General features: G+C 68.6%; 13 protein-coding genes and 1 rRNA gene. 6 read left to right on the forward strand and 8 right to left on the reverse strand.

Annotated features, from left to right (window positions below; genetic code table 11):
• A 5S ribosomal RNA gene (gene rrf / locus KLK06_RS58135) occupies positions 1–100 on the forward strand; the annotation flags it as partial.
• A 689-nt stretch (positions 101–789) separates the two neighbouring features.
• Positions 790–1,791, forward strand: coding sequence for a beta-propeller fold lactonase family protein (locus KLK06_RS58140; protein WP_308169040.1), 1,002 nt, complete (start codon positions 790–792; stop codon positions 1,789–1,791).
• A gap of 362 nt (positions 1,792–2,153) precedes the next feature.
• Here KLK06_RS58140 and KLK06_RS58145 read toward each other — a convergent pair whose 3' ends face one another.
• Both KLK06_RS58145 and KLK06_RS58150 read right to left on the reverse strand, forming a co-directional pair.
• Positions 2,154–3,584: an MDR family MFS transporter gene (locus tag KLK06_RS58145; RefSeq protein WP_214644509.1), complete on the reverse strand. Its 1,431-nt coding sequence runs from the start codon at positions 3,582–3,584 to the stop codon at positions 2,154–2,156.
• Between the two features lie 5 nt (positions 3,585–3,589).
• A complete protein-coding gene (locus tag KLK06_RS58150) occupies positions 3,590–4,534 on the reverse strand; it encodes an NAD(P)/FAD-dependent oxidoreductase (protein ID WP_214644510.1) in 945 nt (314 codons plus the stop codon).
• 60 nt (positions 4,535–4,594) lie between these two features.
• Between KLK06_RS58150 and KLK06_RS58155 the strand changes: the two genes are divergently transcribed.
• Positions 4,595–5,023, forward strand: coding sequence for a MerR family transcriptional regulator (locus KLK06_RS58155; RefSeq protein WP_250907697.1), 429 nt, complete (start codon positions 4,595–4,597; stop codon positions 5,021–5,023).
• Positions 5,024–5,100: 77 nt separating this feature from the next.
• Entirely contained in the window at positions 5,101–5,580 is a 480-nt protein-coding gene (locus KLK06_RS58160; RefSeq protein WP_214644511.1) for a nucleoside deaminase, read from the forward strand.
• 28 nt (positions 5,581–5,608) lie between these two features.
• Here KLK06_RS58160 and KLK06_RS58165 read toward each other — a convergent pair whose 3' ends face one another.
• Entirely contained in the window at positions 5,609–6,373 is a 765-nt protein-coding gene (locus KLK06_RS58165) for a PhzF family phenazine biosynthesis protein (RefSeq protein ID WP_214644512.1), read from the reverse strand.
• A 164-nt stretch (positions 6,374–6,537) separates the two neighbouring features.
• On the opposite strand from KLK06_RS58165, the gene KLK06_RS58170 reads away from it, so the two are divergent.
• On the forward strand, positions 6,538–6,918 hold the full coding sequence (locus tag KLK06_RS58170; protein ID WP_214644513.1) for a cell division protein SepF: 381 nt from the start codon (positions 6,538–6,540) through the stop codon (positions 6,916–6,918).
• Here KLK06_RS58170 and KLK06_RS58175 read toward each other — a convergent pair.
• The 5 genes from KLK06_RS58175 to KLK06_RS58195 all read right to left on the reverse strand — a co-directional run bounded on the left by KLK06_RS58175 (position 6,915) and on the right by KLK06_RS58195 (position 14,141).
• Positions 6,915–8,258, reverse strand: coding sequence for a hypothetical protein (locus KLK06_RS58175; RefSeq protein WP_250907698.1), 1,344 nt, complete (start codon positions 8,256–8,258; stop codon positions 6,915–6,917). The genes KLK06_RS58170 and KLK06_RS58175 overlap by 4 nt on opposite strands.
• A gap of 93 nt (positions 8,259–8,351) precedes the next feature.
• Entirely contained in the window at positions 8,352–10,079 is a 1,728-nt protein-coding gene (gene argS / locus KLK06_RS58180) for an arginine--tRNA ligase (protein ID WP_214644514.1), read from the reverse strand.
• On the reverse strand, positions 10,076–12,388 hold the full coding sequence (locus KLK06_RS58185; protein ID WP_308169041.1) for an HAD-IC family P-type ATPase: 2,313 nt from the start codon (positions 12,386–12,388) through the stop codon (positions 10,076–10,078). Before KLK06_RS58185 ends, argS begins: the two co-directional genes overlap by 4 nt.
• A gap of 31 nt (positions 12,389–12,419) precedes the next feature.
• Positions 12,420–13,445, reverse strand: coding sequence for a phosphate acyltransferase PlsX (plsX, locus tag KLK06_RS58190; RefSeq protein ID WP_250907699.1), 1,026 nt, complete (start codon positions 13,443–13,445; stop codon positions 12,420–12,422).
• Positions 13,446–13,568: 123 nt separating this feature from the next.
• Positions 13,569–14,141 carry a DUF1707 domain-containing protein gene (locus KLK06_RS58195; RefSeq protein WP_308169043.1) on the reverse strand — a complete coding sequence of 191 codons (573 nt, stop codon included), beginning with the start codon at positions 14,139–14,141 and terminating at the stop codon, positions 13,569–13,571.
• A 175-nt stretch (positions 14,142–14,316) separates the two neighbouring features.
• Here KLK06_RS58195 and KLK06_RS58200 point away from each other — a divergent pair, with 175 nt between their 5' ends.
• Positions 14,317–15,639 carry a KamA family radical SAM protein gene (locus tag KLK06_RS58200; protein WP_214644516.1) on the forward strand — a complete coding sequence of 441 codons (1,323 nt, stop codon included), beginning with the start codon at positions 14,317–14,319 and terminating at the stop codon, positions 15,637–15,639.
• Positions 15,640–15,937 lie beyond the last annotated feature (298 nt).

Below are 15,937 nucleotides of genomic sequence, written 5' to 3' on the forward strand. Positions count from 1 at the left end.
GAAGGAAACACCCGGTTACATTCCGAACCCGGAAGTTAAGCTTCCCAGCGCCGATGGTACTGCACTCGGGAGGGTGTGGGAGAGTAGGTCACCGCCGGACAATCTTTGGTTCGGGAAGGGCTCCACGCTTACGCGTGGGGCCCTTTCTGCGTTACCGGGTCTTTTGAAGGCGACGCCCCGTCGACCAGGCAGGGTTCTGTGCCAACGGGGTCATAAGGCCGACCAGCCTGAACAAGCCTATGAAGCGGCACCTCGCTTCACCTGTGCAGGGCATTTGGCTGCGATAAAGTCGGCGCGTTCGATTCGCGGGCCGGACTCCCGGCCCAAGCAGTGAACGCGGGGTCGGGCGCGGCCATCACTTGTCGTGCCTCGCTCTGGGCCGGCTGTCACGACAAACCGTGATTCCTCAGGAATGATCTTTACGGTCGATCAGCTACGCGAGCGATCCGATCAGCCTTTCGACCGCTGTCGTCGTCCGCATTCCATGGGAGGCGCGTGCTGGGAGGCGCGTGCGCGGACGGCCCGCCTCGAGAGCCTTCACCGCCCGGAATCACGATGGCGTGATGACCCGGTCCATCTGATGAGCGGGTCAAGTTCTCGTTCATGAGGATCAAGGTGGCGTGCCGTTCCTCAGGCGCGATGTCGGGTGGCCATAGAAGGGGACTCTGTCCAGTCGATGAGGTATCCATGCTTACGCCGTTGATCAGAACCACGACCGACGATCGCCCTTCCGTACCGCCGGGCCGCTTCCGTCGAAGCGAGCAGTGGCCCCGCGTCAGACGTGCTGCTGTGGCGGTGACCATCGCGGGCGGGTTGACGGTGACATCGGTAGCCGTGCCCGCCTCGGGCGTGGCCGCCCCTCCGTTGCGAAAGTTCGTCTACGTCACCAACGCCGACTCGGGCACCGTATCGGTGATCAATAGGGAGACCAACACCGTCATCGTCACCATCCCGGTCGGCGGCCTGCCCAACGATGTGGCGGCCGCTCCGGACGGCCGCCACGGCTACGTCACCAACGGCGGCTCGAACACCGTATCGTTGATCAACAGCGTCAGAGCCACCATCCCCGTAGGCGACAGTCCCAACGGCATAGCGATCACCCCGGATGGCGGCCGCGCCTACGTCACCAACGGCGGTTCGGACACCGTGTCGGTAGTCGACACTGCGACCAAGACCGTCATCGCCACCATCCCGGTCGGCGACCTCCCGAAGGACGTGGCGATCACTCCGGACGGCGGCCGCGCCTACGTCGTCAATCGCAGATCGGGTACCGTGACGGTGATCAACATCGCGACGAACACCGTCATCGCCACCATCGACATCGATTGCGCCTCCCTTCCACAGAAGGTGGCGATCGCCCCGGACGGCAGCCGCGCTTACGTCACCAACGGCGGCTCCAACAGCGTGATAGTGATCGACACAGAGACCAACGCCATCATCGGCACCATCCCGGCCGGCGACAACCCCAGTTGCGTGGCGATCACCGCGGATGGTAGCCGCGCCTACGTCGGCAGGATTCTGCGAGCAGGAACAGTGACGTCGGGTGTCGTGTCAGTGATCGACACCGCGACGAGAGTCGTCACTGGCACCATTCCGGTCGGTGAGGGTCCCGGCTGTGTGGCGATCGCTACGGACAGTGGCCGCGCTTACGTCACCAACGGCGGTTCGGACACCGTGTCGGTAGTCGACACTGCGACCAACGCCGTCATCGCCACCATCCCCGTAGGCGACAGGCCCGAGGGCGTCTCGATTGGGACTCTCCCCGGGGGCGTGCCGGCTGGGACTCACTAAGGTCCTTGGGGTGGTGTCGCGCGGCCTGAAAGTGAACTCCCCGGGCGCAACGAGCTCCTCGTAAGCCCTTGCGTCCCGTGCGCGGTAGGTCGCCGACCGCCTTTCGGGGAGAGGTCGTCGATCAGCGCGTCGATGATCTCTTGTATCCGCGGTCTGAGCGCTTCCACCCGCCGTGTGGTGAAAGCCTTCTGCGTTAGTTTGCGGAGCCCGGTGTGATCGGGAAGGTCGGTGTTGAGCATGTGCCGTCCGCCGAAACCCGCCTGTCGCTCAGGCGGGTGCGCTGGAGAGCCCGGGATCGGCCAGCAGAGCGCGTACGGTGTCATATTTCGTGATCACCACGGTCTGCCCGCTGCCGGGTTCGCTCACGTTGCTGTCTTTCCTGGCACTGGGTGATTGACCGTCCGAGGCAGCGCGGTCATCTGCGCCACCAGGACGATGGCGGCCGGCACTCCCCAGCTGAGGACGTCGGGGATGGCCGCAGCCGTCGCCTGTGGGCTGGGGGCGTGGCCCTGGAGTTCTCGGGTGAGCAGGTTTCCGAAGACCGAGACCCCGAGCGAGAGACCGAGGCCGCGGATGGACACTGTGGCGGAGGTGGTGGCGGCCAGGTCGGCGGGGGAGGCCGCGTTCTGTGCGACCACCACCAGGTTCTGCATCAGCAGCCCGAAGCCGGCGCCCAGCACGCCGAGCTCCAGGGCGAGCAGCGCGTAGGGGGTGCCGGCATCGAGCCGGCTCAGCAGGGCGAACCCCAGCACGACTATGGCCGAGCCGACGAGCAGGTAGGGCTTGAATCGGCCGCCGGCGCCGATGCGGGCACCGGCCAGAGAGGACACCGCCATGAACGTGATGACGTACGGATTGAGTGCGAGGCCGGCCTGGGTGGCCCCCATGCCGTACGCGGTCTGCAGATACGTGGGCAGGTAGACGATCGAGCCGCCGAGCAGCGCGCCGAGTAACCCGGTGGCGGGCAGGACCACCCGCAGGGCCCGGTTGGCGAACAGCCGTGGCGGGATCAATGGGTTGGCCGCCCGCCGTTGCCACCATACGAACAGCGCCAGCAGCGCCGCGAAGGCCCCGATCAGTACGAGGATCACGGGGGATGTCCATGCGCGGGTGCGGCCGCCCCATTCGGCCACCAGCAGCAGGCTGACCGTCGCGCCCGCGAGCAGGACGGCCCCGGCGACGTCGACCTTGCCGCCCCCGCCTGACTTGGGCAGCCGGAGCGCGTACGCGATGAGGGCCATGCTGAGCAGGCCGAGGGGCAGGTTGATGTAGAAGATCCAGCGCCAGCCCACGGTATCGGTGATCAGGCCGCCGGCGAGCGGGCCACCCACGCTGGCGACGGCGAAGACGCCGCCGGTGAGGCCCTGGACCCTGCTGCGCAGGCGCTGCGGATACAGCTCTGACAGGGAGATCGTCGGGAGGACGAACAGCGCGCCGGCGCCGATGCCTTGCAGGGTCCTGGCGGCCACCAGTTGGGGCATGGTCTGTGCCACGCCGCACAGCGCGGAGCCCGCGACGAAGACGGCCACCGCGGTGATGAACACCGTGCGCCGGCCGAACCGGTCACTGATGCGGCCGTAGAGCGCGCCGGTCGCGGTCGAGGCCAGCACATAGGAGGTGATGATCCAGCCGATCGCGTCCATGCCGCCCAGGTCCGCGGCGATGTCGGGCAGCGCGATGGCCACTACCGTCTGGTCCAGGACCGACAGCAGCATGCCGATCAGGAGTCCGGCCGTGGCGAGCGGAATGTTGCTCGCCGCAGGCGGGGCGTCGGACGTGAGTTCTGCGGACACGACCCTCAGCCCTTCGCTCGCGCGAGCGGATTGGGCAGGTCGAAGTCGGCACAGAGCAGATCCTGGTCGATGACCGAGCCGGCGACGGTACCGCTCGCCGCGGCGGCGATGACCGCGGCCAGTGGCATCGGTACGGTGGCCCGCCGCGCCATGTCGCCCGCCGCGTACACGCCCGGCACGCTGGTCTGGCCGAACTCGTTCACCTCCACGCACCCATCGGCGAAGGACGTGCACCCGAGGCGGATGGCCAGGTCGGAGCGCTGGCGCGGCACGTTGACGATGAACACCGCGTCCCTGGAGAGCGGCCGGCCGCTCTCGAACACGATCTGCTCAAGCCGGTCACCCGTCGCCTCCATTCGGGTGATGGCTTCGCATCGCACGGTGACGCCGTTCGATTCCAGCTTCGCCCGCAGCGCGGGGTCGAGCGGTTCGCCGCCGGTGCAGAGCGCGACGTCGGCGGCGAAGCGGCTTAGTTGCAGCGCCAGCCGTACCCGGGCGGGCTCCGCGCCGATCACCGCGACCGGCTTCCCGGTGCACTCATAGCCGTGGCAGTAAGGACAGTGGAAGGCGGATCGACCCCACAGCGCTTCGACCCCGCGCGGGCCTGGAAGCTCGTCGACCAGCCCGGTGGCCAGCAGGAGCCGCCGCGAGTTCGCCGTACCGCCGTCGGACAGATCCAGTTGGAAGCCGCCCTCGTCCACAATGTGGATGCCGGTCACCGTCTCGGCGCGGATCTGAACGGCCGGATAGGCCGACAGCTCCTCGCGGCCGAGCTTGCGCAACTCGGCAGGCGGCGTGCCGTCCCGGGTCAGGAAATTGTGCACCGCCTCGGCCGGGGCGTTGCGGCCTTCCCCGGCATCCAGCAGGAGCACCAGACGGTGGCTCCGTCCCAGGGTCAGGGCGGCGGCCATACCGGCCGGGCCGCCGCCGACTATGACAACGTCGAACATGTCTGCCTCCAAGAGCGGTCGTTGCTTGACTCGGAGGCAAGTCTGCAAGTTAATGTCAACATGAAGTCAAGCGATTCCATGCGCATCGGGGAGCTCGCCGAGCGGTTCGATCTCGCGCCGCACGTGCTGCGCCATTGGGAGGCGATGGGTCTGCTGACTCCGGCTGCCAGAGTGAACGGCCGCCGCCGCTACACGCGCGACCACGTCATCCGCGTCATGACGATCATCCGTGCCAAGGGCGGAGGGATGAGCCTGGAGCAGATCCGGGAGGTGCTCAACGTCAGCGGCCAGACCGAGCGTCGGGCGCTCCTCCAGCGGCATCACGCGGAGCTGGAGCAACGGCTCGCGGAGATATCGGCGTCCAAGAAGCTGATCGAGCACCTCATGGAGTGCGGCGCGGACGACTTCACCCAGTGCCCCGACTACCGGCGCATGGTAGAACGTTCGGCCGGGCTGCAGAGCCTCGACGAGGCCGAGTGCGTGATCTGAACGGTGTTCCAGCCGACAGGGTCCATATCCCGAGGCCCTAGCATGGAACCCGAAGATCAGAGCTGGGGAGAGTCACAGTGACGACCGAAACCGACCTGCGGCACCTGCGTCGATGCGTGGAGTTGGCGACGCAGGCGTTGGAGGTGGGGGATGAGCCGTTCGGGTCCGTGCTTGTCTCGGCTGACGGGGTCGTGCTCGCCGAGGACCACAACCATGTGGCCTCCGGCGACAACACCCGGCACCCGGAGTTCGAGCTGGCTCGCTGGGCTGCGGCGCACCTGGCGGTGGACGAGCGGGCGGCCGCGACGGTCTACACCTCTGGGGAGCACTGCCCGATGTGCGCCGCCGCGCACGGGTGGGTCGGGCTGGGGCGCATCGTGTACGCGAGCTCGTCGGAGCAGCTTGCCGGGTGGCTCGCCGAGCTGGGTGTTCCCGCGCCGCCGGTGCGGACGCTGCCCATCCAGCAGGTCGTGCCCGACGCCGTGGTGGAGGGGCCGGTGCCGGAGCTCGCGGCGCAGGTGCGCGAGCTGCACCGCCGCCGTCACAGCGCTCCCTGAGGTGCCGGTACGGGCTCGGCAGGCCCCCTCAAACGTGGAGTTCTCCCGACAGCACCGTGACCGCTCGCCCCGAGAGATGGACGCGGTCCCCGTCCAACCGCACGTGCACCAGCCCGCCCCGAGCCGACAGCTGCGCGCCCACCATGGTGCGCAGTCCCAGCCGCTCCCCCCAGTAGGGCGCCAGCGCGCAGTGCGCCGATCCTGTCACCGGATCTTCCGGCACCCCCACGTTCGGCGCGAAGAAGCGTGACACGAAGTCGGTCGACGACCCCTTCGCCGTGACGATCACGCCACGGGCCCGCACTTGGGCCAATGCCGCGATGTCCGGCGTGAGTGACCGTATCGCCGCCTCCGATTCCAGCTCTACGACCAGGTCGAGATTGCTCGTCCCGACCTGCACCGGAGCAGCTCCGAGCGCTTTTTCCAACCCGTCGGGAACGGCTGCCGGCGTCACTTCCTTCGCCGGGAAATCCATCGTGATCATGCCGTCGGCCATGCGATTCACGGTGAGTGTTCCGCCGGCCGTACTGAATTCGAGCTGACCGCCGGCCGCACCTGTGGAATAGAGCACATGTGCGGTGGCCAGCGTGGCGTGCCCGCAGAGGGAGACCTCGACCGCGGGGGTGAACCAGCGGAGCGAATCGCCGAGCAGGAAGGCGGTCTCCGACAGGTTCATCTCCGTGGCCACTGCCTGCATCCATGACTCAGGAACCGGGGACTCCAGCAGGCACACCGCGGCTGGATTGCCCCGGAAAGAAGTGTCGGTGAAGGCATCTACAGTGAACACGCGCATGTATCGAGGCTATCGGGGGAGAGATATCCAGGTGAAACCGGGACGCTAGCCGTACAAAATGGAATTAGTTGTGGGCGTGTCGCATGGCGAACTTCTCGGCGTCGGTTACCGTCCAATAGTGGGACGAGCCGATTGCGGTGAGTTCCTGAGGAAAGGACAAGCCGATGGGGGCAGTGCGCAAGGTGGTGAGCTACCTTGGCCTGGGCGGTATCGACCACTACGACGACGGCTACGACGACGAGCAGTACGAAGAGGACTACATGCCGGCGGCGGAGCGGGCGGCGAGGCGCTGGCGTTCGACCGCCGACTCGTCACGAATCGTGATGGTTCAGCCGCTTAAGTATAACGACGCGCCGATGATCGGGCAGCACTTCCGTGAAGGCCAGACGGTGATCATGGATGTGACGGGCATGCCGATGCCGGAGGCGACCAGGATGGTCGACTTCGCGGCCGGCCTCGCCTATGGCTGCGAGGGGCGGATCGAGCGCATCGCCGACCGGGTGTTCCTGCTTGCGCCGGCCCACGTGGAGATCGAGAGCTCCTAAGCCGCGCGCGGGCCGCGACGGATCAGCCGAGTGAGCTCGGTTGAGTCGTCCGCGGCCTGCTCCGCTCGGGTGACCGCCTCTCGCGCGTACCCGTGCAGCGCCCAGACCGCGCCGTCGGCCAGCTCTTTCAGCTCGGCGATCTGCGTGGCCACGTAGCGGGCGTCCGATTCGATGGCCTTGCGGCGCCGCCAGAGTCGCCAGCCCGCCAGGCCGATCAGCACCGCCCCCGGACCAGCGAGTGCGGGCACCCCCAGCCCGTCCACCAGCAGGGCGCCGAGGAGGAGACCGACCCCCGCCACGATCAGCGCGACGGCCTCCCATGGCGGCCGTCGCCGCATGGTCCCCTGGGTCACGATCTCGCGCTCAGCGGCCGCGAGCGAGCTCTCCTCGGGTCCCTCGGGGTGCAGTTCGACGCGGTGGCCTAGCAGTGACACCGCCACCGTGGCGGGCGGCGCCAGACTGCTGTCAGATTCGAGCTCCTCCGCGACGCCGCGCAGTATCGGGCCCGCTACGTGCAGGGCGAGCGCGGCCAGATGTGGATCGGCACCGGGGCGCAGGTCGTCGAGGAGGTGCGAGGTCAGCGAGGCCATCGGCCCCGGGGGGCCGCCGAGGCCGATGAGTGAGCGGAGCACGGCGAGCGGCTCGTCCTCCTCCCACGTGGCGGCGGGGCTGCTGGAGCTGTTGGTGAGGGGGGTGGAGGCGTCGTGCTCGGCCTGCCGAGCCGAGGTGATCTCCGCGCACCGGGCGCGCAGCCGGGCGAGCCGCGCGGCGGCCTGGACGGGCTTCGCCAGCTCCGGGATCTCCGCCATCTCGGGGAAGTCGAGCAGCGAGGCGGGTACGACCACCGACGGCTCACCGGGGATGAGCGCCTGCGTCCACTGCGCCGCGTCCGCGTGTTCGGGTACGCCCACCGTGTCGAGCTTGCGGAGTACGAAGATCTTCCCGGCGGGACCGTAGGCGCCCCTGGCCGCGGCCAGCCAGAGTGAGCGCTGGCCGTGGGTGACCGGCTGGTCGAGCGACAGGTCGCCGAAGGCGGTGCCGAGCCAGGAGGCGTGGATGCGGCTGCCGTGACCGGCGACGGCCAGGGCCAGGGCCAGGAAGAGCGCGGTCTGCTGCTGGTCGCGCCCGGCGGCCTTGCTCAGCGGCGCCAGCGGATCGTCACCGGTGAGTATCGCGACCAGTGCCTCGACGGCGGGCGGCAGCCAGTAGCCCGGTTTGTCGGGAAAGTCGGGTGGGGCCGGAGGCACGGTGCCGTTGGCGGCCAGGTGGGACAGCAGCGCCTCGGCATAGCGGTGCAGCTCGGTCGCTGGTTGGGGGCCGGCAGTCAGGTCCGTGCTCAAGGCAGAGAACTCCCCCATAGTGGCCTCAGTTCATGACCGCGTAAAGCCTAGCCGGGGGGCGCGCCGTCCAGGTGGAGGCGCGCCCGCGACGTGCTACATGCGCTCGGGCACCGGGACCCCGAGCAGGTCGAGCCCGGTCTCCAGGACCCGCAGGGTCAGCGCGCAGAGAGCGAGCCGGTGCGCCTTCGTCTCGGCGTCGACTCCGTCCTTGGCCACCGGGCACTCCTCGTAGAACGTACTGAAGAGGCTGGCGGTCTCGAACAGGAAGGCGCAGAGCCGGTGCGGCTCCGACAGGGCCGTGACCTGCTCCACCAGCGCGCCGAAGCCCAGCAGGTGGAGGGCCAGGGCCCGCTCGGCGGGCTGGCCGAGCACGATGCGGTCGGTCGCGTCGGCCGGCGCCACCCCCGCCCGGCGGAAGATCGAGCGGATCCGGGCCGTCGCGTACTGCATGTAAGGGCCGGTGTTGCCGTTGAACCCGAGCATGCGGTCATAGTCGAAGACGTATTCGCTGTCGTGGCTGACCGCCAGGTCGGCGTATTTCACCGCGCCGATGCCCACGGCCTGCGCGATCTCGGCCCGCGCGGCCTCGTCGTAGCCGCGGTCGGCGATGGCCGCCGCGGCCCGGTCGACCGCCTCCTGCAGCAGGTCCATCAGCTTGATGGACTCGCCGGACCGGGTCTTGAACCGGCGCCCGTCCTTGCCCAGCATCATGCCGATCTGGACGTGCTCGGCCGAGACCGTGTCGGGCAGCCAGCCGGCCAGCTCGGCCGCCGCGAACACCATGCGGAAGTGCAGCGCCTGGTCGGCGCCCACCACGTAGAGCATCCGGTCGGACTTGAGGTCCTCGACCCGATAGCGGATCGCCGCCATGTCGGTGGACGCGTAGCCGTAGCCGCCGTCGCTCTTCCTGATGATCAGCGGGAGCGGCTTGTCGTCGGAGCCGGTGAAGCCGGGCGGGAAGACGCAGAGCGCGCCCTCGCTCAGCACGGCGACCCCGGCGGCCTCCAGGTCCCGGCAGGTCTTGTCGAGCAGCGGGTTGTACATGCTCTCGCCGGCGATGTCGGCGTCGGTGAGCGTGACGCCGAGCATGCTGTAGACCTTGTTGAAGTAGGTGATCGTGGCGTCCATGAAGACGTGCCAGAGCCGGAGGGTCTCCGGATCGCCCGACTGGAGCATGGTCACCCGCTTGCGCGAGCGGACCTTGAACTCTTCGCCGCCGTCGAACTGGGCCCTGGCGGCCTGGTAGTACTCGGTGCCCATGCCGGCTTCGAGCTGCGCGACCGCGGCCTCCTCGCCGATGTCGAGCAGGTGCTCGATGAGCATGCCGAACGGCGTGCCCCAGTCGCCCAGGTGGTTTTGCCTGACGACGGTGTTGCCGAGGTGCTCGTGCAGGCGGGCCAGCGAGTCGCCCACGATCGTGGTGCGTAGGTGGCCGACGTGCATCTCCTTGGCCGCGTTGGGCGCGGAGTAGTCGACCACCACGGTCTGCGGCGGCGTGGAGAAGCCGACGCCCGTGCGCGGGTCGTCGAGCATCCTGGCCGCCTCGGACTCGATCCACGAGTCGTCGAGCGTGATGTTGAGGAAGCCGGGGCCGCTGACCTCGACCGTGCCGGGGAAGTCGGACAGCTCCGACCTGATGGCCTCGGCGACCTCCCGCGGTCCGCGTCGCAGTCGCTTGGCCAGGCTCAGCGCGACGTTCGCCTGGAAGTCGGCGAACTGGGAGGGCCGGATCAGCGGATCTGCGTCGGCGTACTCGGAGCCGAACGCGTGCGCCAGCGCCTGCTGGACGCGCTCGGTGAGCACTATCTGCGGGTCGGTCATGGTCTAAGGGTACCGGCGAGCTTGACCGCCACGCTGATCGCCGCTGAGGCCACCACGGAGATGCCGACGGCGGTCAGATCGTTGCTGAGATCGCTGGGTTCGAGGGCGAAGAAATGCCGGACGAAGGGGATCGCCAGAGCCAGCGCGAACAGCCCGGCCATGCCGCCGATCATGGCCATCCGGCCCAGGGTGAGCGGCTTGGTGATCAGGATGAGCACCCACCAGGTGGTGAGGAAGAGCGCGATCGTCGCCGACGTACGATCCTCGATCAGGGTGGAGGTGCCGGTGTGCGCGGCCCAGAACGACAGGAACACCGCCCCCGCGCAGAGCACTCCGGCGGGTACGGCGAAGCGCAGCACACGGGGTACGAACCCGGGCTTGGCCCGTTCGAGCGTCGGCGCGAGCGCCAGGACGAACGCCGGGATGCCGATGGTCAGCGCGTTCACCAGCGTGGAATGGCGCGGCGCGAACGGGAACATCAGCCCGAGGACCCCGGTGAGCAGCGAGAGGGCGATCGCGTAGAACGTCTTGGTGAGGAAGAGGTTCGAGACCCGCTCGATGTTGGCCAGCACCCGGCGGCCCTCGCCCACCACGTACGGCAGCGAGGCGAACTTGTCGTCGAGCAGCACCACCTGGGCGACGGCCTTGGTGGCGGGACTGCCCGCGCCCATCGCGATGCCCAGGTCGGCGTCCTTGAGCGCGAGCACGTCGTTGACGCCGTCGCCGGTCATCGCGACGGTGTGCCCGCGCGACTGCAGCGCGCCGACGAAGGCGCGTTTCTGCTGCGGGGTGACGCGGCCGAACACGGTGTGGGTGTCGAGTAACTCGGCCAGCTTGCCGGGGTCGTTCTCCGGCAGGGTACGGGCGTCGATCGCGCGATGGCCGCCCGGGATCTCCAGGCCGGTGGCGATCGCGGCGACGGCATCGGGATTGTCGCCGGAGAGCACCTTGACCGTGACGCCCTGCTCGGCGAAGTAACGCAGGGTCTCGTGCGCGTCGGGCCTGATGCGCTGCTTGAGCGTGACGAGCGCGACCGCCTCCACGCGTACGCCGTCCTCGGAAGCCGCCCTTTCGGCCATCGCCGCCAGGCTGTCCGTACGGCATAACGCCAGAACCCGGGTGCCGGTCGAGGCCAGTTCGGCGGCCTGCTCGTAGCCGTCGGCGGTGCGGTCGAGCAGGACGTCGGGGGCGCCGAGCAGCCACACCCCGTGGGGGCCGAAGTCGGCGCCGCTCCACTTGCGCGCCGAGGAGAACGGCACGACCTCGCCGGCCGTCCACCCGCCGGCCGCCGACGGGTAGCGGGCCTGGATGGCCTTGGCCGTGGCGTTGGGCCGGTGGTCCACGTTGGCCAGGGCGGCGAGCGCGTCGTCGATCGGCTGGTCGTCGCGCAGGGGCAGCACCTCGCCGAGGTCCATGCCGCCGGCGGTGAGCGTGCCGGTCTTGTCGAGGCAGAGCACGTCCACCCGGGCCAGGCCCTCGATCGCGGGCAGCTCCTGGACCAGGCAGTCGCGGCGGCCGAGCCGTACGACGCCGACGGCGAAGGCGATCGAGGTCATCAGCACCAGGCCCTCGGGGATCATGGTGACGATGCCGGCGACCGCGCCGGTGATGGCGGTGCCGAAGTCGGTCGAGTTACGTAGCTGGCTGTAGAGCAGCAGCGCGCCGATCGGGATGACGAGCCAGGTGATGTACTTGATGAAGTTCGTGACGCCGTCACGCAGCTCCGAGCGCGCCAGGTGAAACCGGCTCGCCTCCTCCGCCAGCCGTACGGCGTAGGCGTCGGTGCCGACCTTGGTCGCGACGAACGCGCCCGAGCCCGCGACGGCGAAGCTGCCCGACAGCGCCTCGTCGCCCGGCCGCTTGTGCACCGGGTCTTCCTCGCCGGTCAGCAGCGATTCGTCGATCTCCAGCCCGTCGGACTCGACGACCTCGCCGTCGACCAGCAGGCGGTCACCGGGCCCGAGCAGGATCAGGTCGCCGAGCACCAGTTGGCGCGGCTGGAGCTCCTGGTCGCGCCCATCGCGGCGGACCGTGACCGGCGACTCGTTGATCACCGCGAGCTTGTCGAGCGTGCGTTTGGCCCGTAACTCCTGCACGATGCCGATCAGCGAGTTGGCCACGATGACCAGCCCGAACAGCCCGTCCTGCCACGCGCCGAAGATCAGGACCAGCGCCCAGAGCAGGCCGATGACCAGATTGAACAGCGTGAACACGTTGGCTCTGATGATCGCGCCGAACGACCTGCTCGACCGGCGCGGCACATGGTTGGTCTTCGCCCCCGAGACCTGTGCCGAGGTTAAGCCGTCCACACAACCCCCAGTTTTGTGGATCTGCCACAGACTATGAGGTTCTCAGCCGATGCGGGCGTTGGGTGGCCGCGATTCTGTCGCCGATGCGCGCGACGACGCCCTGCGCCGACAGGTCGGCGGCGAGCCGGCAGGCGGCGCTGATGCCGGCTGCTCTGGACGAGCCGTGCGCGATCACCACGGTCCCGTTCAGTCCGAGCAGTACGGCGCCGCCGTGGGCTTCGGCGTCGAGGCGGCGGCGCAGCTCGCGCAGGCGTGACCGCTGCAGGAACGCCCCCAGCCTGGACATCCTGTTGCCGTCGATCGTCTGCCGGAGCTCGCTGAACGCGTAGCGGACCGCGCCTTCCATGGTCTTCAGCGCGACGTTGCCGGTGAAGCCGTCGGTGGTGATCACGTCGGCGACGCCGGTCAGCAGGTCGTGGCCCTCGACGTTGCCGATGAAGTGGAGGCCGGGGGAGCTTTGCAGGAGCTCGTGGGCCCGCTTGACGATCTTGTTGCCCTTCTCTGCCTCGCTGCCGATCGTGAGCAGGCCGACCTTCGGCTTGGCGATCTCGTAGGCCAGCTCGGCGTAGACGGACCCCAGATGCGCGAACTGCACCAGCATTTCCGGCTTGACCTCGGCGTTCGCGCCCGCGTCGAGCAGCAGCGTGGGCTTGGGCAGTGTGGGCAGGGCGACGGCGATGGCCGGGCGGAGCACTCCCTGCTGGGCCTTGAGACGGAGCCGCCCCGTGGTCACGATCCCGGCGGTCGAGCCCGCGGACACCACCGCCGACACGTCGCCCCGCCGGACCAGATGGCAGGCGATCGCGATGCTGGAGCGGGGACGGCGCAGGCTGGCCAGCGCGCCCTCGTCCATCGCGATGGTCTCCTCGGCCCGGACGATCGGGATCTCCTTGGTCGCGTCGTGGTCGGCGAGCGCCTCGTAGAGCACCCGGGGCGAGCCGACGAGCACCACCGCCAGCCCGCGCTCCCGCACGGCATGCACGGCCCCCGCCACGATCTCGTGTGGCGCGTGGTCGCCGCCCATGGCGTCGAGCGCGATCGGCCTGGTGTCGGACAAAAGGTCACCTCGTACGGCTCGCGATGCGTTCCTGTGGCGTGGCCGGAACGCGGTCGCGCTGCGGTCGCCCCCCGTCCGCATCGTAGGCACGCTGTGCACCGGGCCGGTCGGCGGGTGGCCGGCTCAGCCGACGCTGCGTAGGTTCCAGTCGGAGACTTCGCGCGAGACGATGACCTTGGAGAACATCGATCGGCCCGTGACCCGGATGAGCGGTCCGTCCTCGCGGGCGCCGCCGCCTGTCACGTGGCGCTTGCCGAACATGGAGCCGCCCTCGTCGATCACCTGGGCATTGTCGGGCACAAGTACTATGAGCTTGCTGAAGCGGGCGTCGGCCTCGATGGTGATCTCCCGGCCGGGCAGCACGGCCTCCGACAGGTCGATGATCAGCGCGCCGAACCTCGCCGTGAGCCTGGTGTGGCGGGAGGCGACCCAGCGGCCCTTTCTGATCACCTTACTGAACTTCGAGTCGATCGTCTGCTGCTCGATGGTGAGCGACGCGACGTTTGGCGCCGCCACGTCGGGCAGGTCACGGGTGATAGGTGTCAGTTCGCCGACGGTCTTGGCCGAGTAGGTGGCGTCGAGGCGGTCGGCGTGTTCGAGGCTGGTGAGCATTCCGGTGGCGAGTGCCTCACTGAGCACCGCGGCCACGCGGTCACGGTCGGCGTCGGAGGCGCGCAGGACGGGATCAGAGGTCACGATTCGTCAGTCTACGCGCAATCGCGATATGTCGCGAGTGGTCAAACCTCAAGGAAAACTTGGAGCCCAAGGGAACCGGGGACGCTGTGCATAGCGTCCGGGTATAAGAACCGTAGACGCATGACAGGCGACTGAGGTTTACAGCGGATCGAACAAAAAAGATGGGAAAGGCCTAGTGATCTTGAACCAGGCGGGCACGCGTCGCTTCCGGGCGTACACGTCCAAGCACCTCGACGAGCTCCTGCAGCGTGCGGGGCTCGACGATGAGCAGCGGCTGAGGGTACGCGCCGTTGCCACGGTGCTGCCCTTTCGGACGAACGCCTACGTGGTGGACGAGCTCATCGACTGGTCGGCTGCGCCCGACGATCCCATATACCGTCTCGTCTTTCCCCAGGAGGACATGCTTCCGTCCACGGACGTCGCCCGGCTGGCCGACCTGCTGAAGGCCGAGGCGCCCAACGTGGAGATCCAGGCCGAGGCCAACCGGGTGCGCGCGCAGCTCAACCCGCACCCGGCGGGGCAGAAGGAGCTCAACGTTCCCCGGATCGGCGAGGAGCCGGTGCCGGGGCTGCAGCACAAGTATCCCGAGACCGTGCTCATCTTCCCCAAGCAGGGGCAAACCTGTCATGCCTACTGCACCTACTGCTTCCGGTGGGCACAGTTCGTCGGGGACGCGGACCTGAAGTTCGCCTCCGACGACATCGAGCAGATGGTCTCCTACATCCGCCAGAATCCCTCGGTCACCAGTGTGCTGATCACCGGCGGCGACGCCATGATCATGGGCGAGTCGGTGATCAGGCGATATATCGAGCCGCTGATCGGCCTGGAGCAACTGGAGTCGATCAGGATCGGCACCAAGGCGCTGGCCTACTGGCCGCAGCGGTTCGTGTCCGACCCCGACGCCGACGCCACGCTCGAACTGTTCGAGCAGGTCGTGGACGCGGGCAAGAACCTGGCGTTCATGGCCCACTTCACGCACCCGCGTGAGCTGGAGTCGCCGCTGGTCGAGTCGGCGGTCAAGCGGATTCTCGGCAGCGGGGCGACGATCAGGACACAGGCGCCGCTGATCCGGTCGATCAACGACGATCCCGCCGTGTGGTCGAGCATGTGGCGGCGGCAGCACACGATGGGGATGATCCCGTACTACATGTTCGTCGAGCGCGACACCGGCCCGCAGGACTACTTCGCGGTCCCGCTCGCACGGGCGCACGAGATATTCAGGGACGCCTACTCGACGGTCTCCGGGCTCTGCCGGACCGTCCGGGGGCCTTCCATGTCGGCCACCCCGGGGAAGGTGTGCGTCGACGGGGTGACGGAGATCGCCGGTCAGCGGGTGTTCGTGCTCCACTTGATTCAGGCCCGCGACCCCTCTCTGGTCGGCCGGCCGTTCTTCGCGGAGTACGACCCGTCCGCGGTGTGGCTGACGGATCTGCGGCCGGCGTTCGCCGATCGGTTCCCGTTCGAGATGGCCGCGGAGGACATGCTCGTGCCGGCCTGAGCGGTCAAGCGCGTGTCCCGCAAGCGGAAAAATTGAGCCCCCGGCCCGTGACAATAGTTTTCCCGGCCGTTGTCAACGGGCCGTTGGGGTGCTCCTTCCGAACGCGGGTGACGTCAACGGAATATCCGAAATAAGCCCCTGCTATTTCGCGATTTGTCTCCCGACTCGACGCCTCTTCCATGATCGCTCCCAGGGCCCGGAAGGCCGTGTGACACGGACTTTCCGCAGTCTGCGCCCCGCTGGCCGCGGTGATACAACTGCGTCGGTAGCTCAGCCGGGACGACGCGCTTCGTGTGGT

Source organism: Nonomuraea sp. NEAU-A123 (assembly GCF_018603905.1).
GTDB lineage: Bacteria > Actinomycetota > Actinomycetes > Streptosporangiales > Streptosporangiaceae > Nonomuraea.

Bases quoted from the DNA above. Each gene is read 5' to 3' on its own strand.
- KLK06_RS58155 (WP_250907697.1), top strand. From the start codon at position 4,595: ATGAAGTCAAGCGATTCCATGCGCATCGGGGAGCTCGCCGAGCGGTTC.
- KLK06_RS58150 (WP_214644510.1), bottom strand. From the start codon at position 4,534: ATGTTCGACGTTGTCATAGTCGGCGGCGGCCCGGCCGGTATGGCCGCC.
- KLK06_RS58165 (WP_214644512.1), bottom strand. From the start codon at position 6,373: ATGCGCGTGTTCACTGTAGATGCCTTCACCGACACTTCTTTCCGGGGC.
- argS (WP_214644514.1), bottom strand. From the start codon at position 10,079: ATGACCGACCCGCAGATAGTGCTCACCGAGCGCGTCCAGCAGGCGCTG.
- KLK06_RS58170 (WP_214644513.1), top strand. From the start codon at position 6,538: ATGGGGGCAGTGCGCAAGGTGGTGAGCTACCTTGGCCTGGGCGGTATC.